This is a genomic window from Saccharopolyspora sp., assembly GCF_017434145.1.
GTDB classification, from domain to species: Bacteria; Actinomycetota; Actinomycetes; order Mycobacteriales; family Pseudonocardiaceae; genus Saccharopolyspora_C; species Saccharopolyspora_C galaxeae.
Map to the genome: position 1 here is coordinate 1 of NZ_JAFRFW010000397.1, position 3733 is coordinate 3733.

The window sequence follows — 3733 nt, forward strand, 5'->3', positions numbered from 1 at the left end:
CTGGTCCAGATGGGCGTCGACGTCGGCAGCGGGCGCCGCCTCGGCTTCCCCGTCCAGCCGCGCCGAGATCGAAATCCGGCAACGTTCACAGTCCACGACCAGATTGTCGGGCGCGCAGGGGGCGGAGTTCCCGGCGGGTCTTCGGCTAGTGTCGTGGGCCGTGACGAACTCGGAAGCCGAAGACACCCGCGTCACCGAACTGGCACTGGCCGCCGGTTCGGGCGACCGGCGGGCGCTGGCCGAGTTCGTGCGAGCCACCCAGCGCGACGTGTGGCGGTTCGTGGCGCACCTGGCCGACGTCGGTGCTGCCGACGATCTGGCGCAGGAGACCTACTTGCGGGCGTTGCGCTCGTTGCGCACGTTCCGCGGGACTTCTTCGGCGCGGACCTGGCTGCTGTCGATCGCGCGCCGCGCCGTGGTCGACCAGATCCGGTTCGAGCGGGCGCGGCCGCGCACCGTCGCCGCCGATTGGGTGCAGGCCGCGGAGGGCTCCGGCGGCCCGAACTCCGGTGGCCACGGCTCCGGTGGCCGGGGCAGGGGCTTCGAGGAACTCGTCGAGACGAACGTGCTGCTCGACCAGCTCGACCCGGACCGGCGGGAGGCGCTGGTGCTCACCCAAGTGCTCGGGCTCTCCTACGCGGAGGCCGCCGAGATCAGCGGCTGCGAGCTCGGCACGGTGCGCTCGCGCGTGGCCCGCGCCCGCGAAGACCTGATCTCCCGCACCCGGGGCCAGGACACCGGCACCGGCTGAGCCCGCCCGGCGTTCACCATAAGTGAACGGACCGTTCGTCCAATCTATTCGGACCAACAGTCCGTTCACTCAGAAAGCCCGCGGGTTTGTCAGGAGTGAACGGCCTGTTCGCCTGGTCTATTCGGACCAACGGTCCGTTCGCTCGATTTGGATGCGGTGGTGGGAACAAGCCGGATGTGTGGTGAGTTGTCGTCGACGGAACCTGCGAATCAGGAGGGTCTGATGGCATCCACCCCCGTCGAAGTGCACCGCACCGGCGAGCACACCTTCACCGCGAGCAACGACCGCGGTGCCACCGTGCACATCGGACGAGAGGGTGCGCAGGACGCGTTCACCCCCGGTGAGCTGCTGCTCGCCGCGATCGCGGGCTGCTCCGCGGTCACCAGCGAGAACCTGCTGGTGCGCAGGCTCGGCGACGACGCCGACGTGGCGGTGCACGCCGACCGGGACAAGACCCCGGAGGACCCGAACAAGTTCGCCAACGTGCGGGTGAACTTCGACCTCGACCTCGGCCCGGTCGACGAGGCCGACCGGGACAAGCTGATGGACGCGGTGCGCCGCGCCATCGAGCGGTACTGCACGGTGAGCCGCTCGGTCGAGGAAGGCACCCCGATCGAGCTCGCATTGCCGCGCTGAGCCGGAAATCCGAGTCCGGCTCAGCATCCGATCTCCCCGGCGTAAGGTGCTGTCGCATCGCGGATCGACGATGCGGCAGGTACCGAGGAGGCCACGGGGTGGGGCAGGCGAGCGAGCCGGAACCGGCGGGCGGCGGGCTGCGCCGCGAGCTCAGCGGCAGGCAGGTCGGCATGATCGCGCTCGGCGGCTCGATCGGGACCGGCCTTTTCCTCGGTTCCGGGCTGGCGATCAACACCGCGGGCCCTGCGGTGATCATCGCCTACGCGGTGGCCGCGTTCGCCGCGCTCGCGCTGGCCTACGCGCTGGCCGAGATGGTCGTGGTGCACCCGGAGGCGGGCGGTTTCGGGCCGATCGCGCAGCGCTACCTCGGCGGCCTCGCCGGGTTCGTGCAGCGCTGGATCTACTGGGCCGCGCAGGTGGCGAACATCGGCAGCGAGGTCGTCGCCGCCGGGCTCTACGTGCGGTTCTGGTACCCGCAGCTGCCGCTGTGGCTGCCGGTGGTGGTCTTCGCGGTGGTGATGCTGGCGATCAACGCGGCCGCGGTGCGCTACTTCGGCGAGTTCGAGTACTGGTTCGCGCTGATCAAGGTCGTCACGATCGTGGTGTTCATCCTGCTCGGGCTGACCTACATCGTCTTCGGCCTGCCCGGGCGGCCCGCGACCGGCGTGAGCGCGTTGACCGGCCACGGCGGTTTCCTGCCGAACGGGCTCGGTGCGGTGTGGCTGGCGCTGACCGCCGTGACGTTCTCCTACCTCGGCACCGAAGCGATCGGCGTCACCGCGTCCGAATCCCGCGACCCGGGCCGGGACGTGCCGCGCGCGGCGCGCAACATGGTGCTGCGGCTCGGGTTGTTCTACGTGCTCGGGATGCTCGTCGTGGTCTCGGTGCTGCCGTGGAACCAGGTCTCGGCCGAGGAGGACGTGACGCAGAGCCCGTTCGTCGCGCTGTTCGCGATCGCGGGCATCCCGGCCGCCGCGGGCGTGATGAACTTCGTGGTGCTCACCGCCGCGCTCTCGGCGATGAACACGAACCTCTACGTGACCGCGCGGATGACCTACTCGCTGGCGCGCGACGGCTATGCGCCGAAGTGGTTCACCGGCCTGAGTGGCCACGGTGCTCCGCAGCGAGCCTTGCTGCTGTCGGCGGCCGGCCTGGCGCTGGCGGTGGTGATCTCGGTGTTCTCCGAGGACACGGCGTTCCCGCTGATGATGGGCCTGGCACTGTTCGGCGCGCTGATCACCTGGCTGATCATCTTCGCCAGCCAGCTCGCGTTCCGGCGCCGCCGCGCCGCCGAAGGGCTCGCGCCGTCGCCGGTCCGGCTGCCCGGTGCGCCGGTGACCACGGTGCTGGCGATGCTGTTCATCGCAGCCGTGCTGCTGACCACGCCGTTCACCGAGCAGTTCAATACCGCTTGGAAAGCGGGCGTGCCCTTCCTGCTGCTGCTGTGCGCGGCGTACTACTTCGTCCGGCGCCGGGGCGCGAACCGCGCGGCGACTCCGGTCGACTCGGGTGCGGAATGAAGGTGCCCGGCGGTGGCCGGGTGGGTAGCGCGCGAGCGGCCGGATTTACACTCCCGCATGTGTCGAACCAGCCGATGATCGCGCCTTCCATCCTGTCCGCGGACTTCGCTCACCTGGCCGCCGAGCTCGACGCCGTCAAGGGCGCCGACTGGGTGCACGTCGACGTGATGGACGCGCACTTCGTGCCGAACCTGACCCTCGGGCTGCCGGTGGTGCAGTCGCTGCTGAAGGCCACCGACATCCCGATGGACTGCCACCTCATGATCGAGGATCCGGATCGTTGGGCGATCGGCTATGCCGAGGCGGGCGCGCACAACGTCACCGTGCACGTGGAAGCGGCCGAGGATCCGATCGGGCTGGCGAAGAACCTGCGCGCCGCGGGCGCCAAGGCGGGTCTGTCGATCAAGCCGAACACGCCGCTGGAGCAGTACCTGGACGTGCTCAAGCACTACGACACGCTGCTGGTGATGTCGGTGGAGCCCGGCTTCGGCGGGCAGAAGTTCATCTCCGAGGTGCTGGACAAGACCCGGCAGGCCCGCGACCTGGTCGACACCGGGCATCTGAACCTGCTGGTGGAGATCGACGGCGGGATCAACGCCGAGACCATCGAGCAGGCCGCGGAGGCCGGGGTGGACTGCTTCGTGGCCGGATCCGCCGTCTACGGCGCCGAGGACCCGAGCCGCGCGCTCGAAGCGCTGCGCACCCAGGTGGGCCCGGCCTTCGCGCACGCGCGCCGGTGACACCCGAGGCCGAACTCGGGGCGTTGGAGGCCGCCGTCGCCGCCAGCGAGCGGGTCCGCGGCACGACCAGCCCGAATCCGCCGGTC

General features: G+C 70.3%; 4 protein-coding genes. All 4 read left to right on the plus strand.

Annotated features, from left to right (window positions below):
- Window positions 1-160 precede the first annotated feature (160 nt).
- Window positions 161-751 carry a sigma-70 family RNA polymerase sigma factor gene (locus tag IJH84_RS10840; RefSeq protein ID WP_200069777.1) on the plus strand — a complete coding sequence of 197 codons (591 nt, stop codon included), beginning with the start codon at window positions 161-163 and terminating at the stop codon, window positions 749-751.
- A gap of 222 nt (window positions 752-973) precedes the next feature.
- Window positions 974-1387 carry an OsmC family protein gene (locus tag IJH84_RS10845; protein ID WP_295143495.1) on the plus strand — a complete coding sequence of 138 codons (414 nt, stop codon included), beginning with the start codon at window positions 974-976 and terminating at the stop codon, window positions 1385-1387.
- A gap of 98 nt (window positions 1388-1485) precedes the next feature.
- The gene (locus IJH84_RS10850) at window positions 1486-2907 is read left to right on the plus strand and encodes an amino acid permease (RefSeq protein ID WP_295143498.1); all 1422 of its coding nucleotides are present in this window, start codon (window positions 1486-1488) and stop codon (window positions 2905-2907) included.
- Between the two features lie 74 nt (window positions 2908-2981).
- Complete coding sequence (gene rpe, locus IJH84_RS10855) at window positions 2982-3647, plus strand: ribulose-phosphate 3-epimerase (RefSeq protein ID WP_200069925.1); 666 nt, start codon at window positions 2982-2984, stop codon at window positions 3645-3647.
- The last annotated feature ends 86 nt before the right edge of the window (window positions 3648-3733 follow it).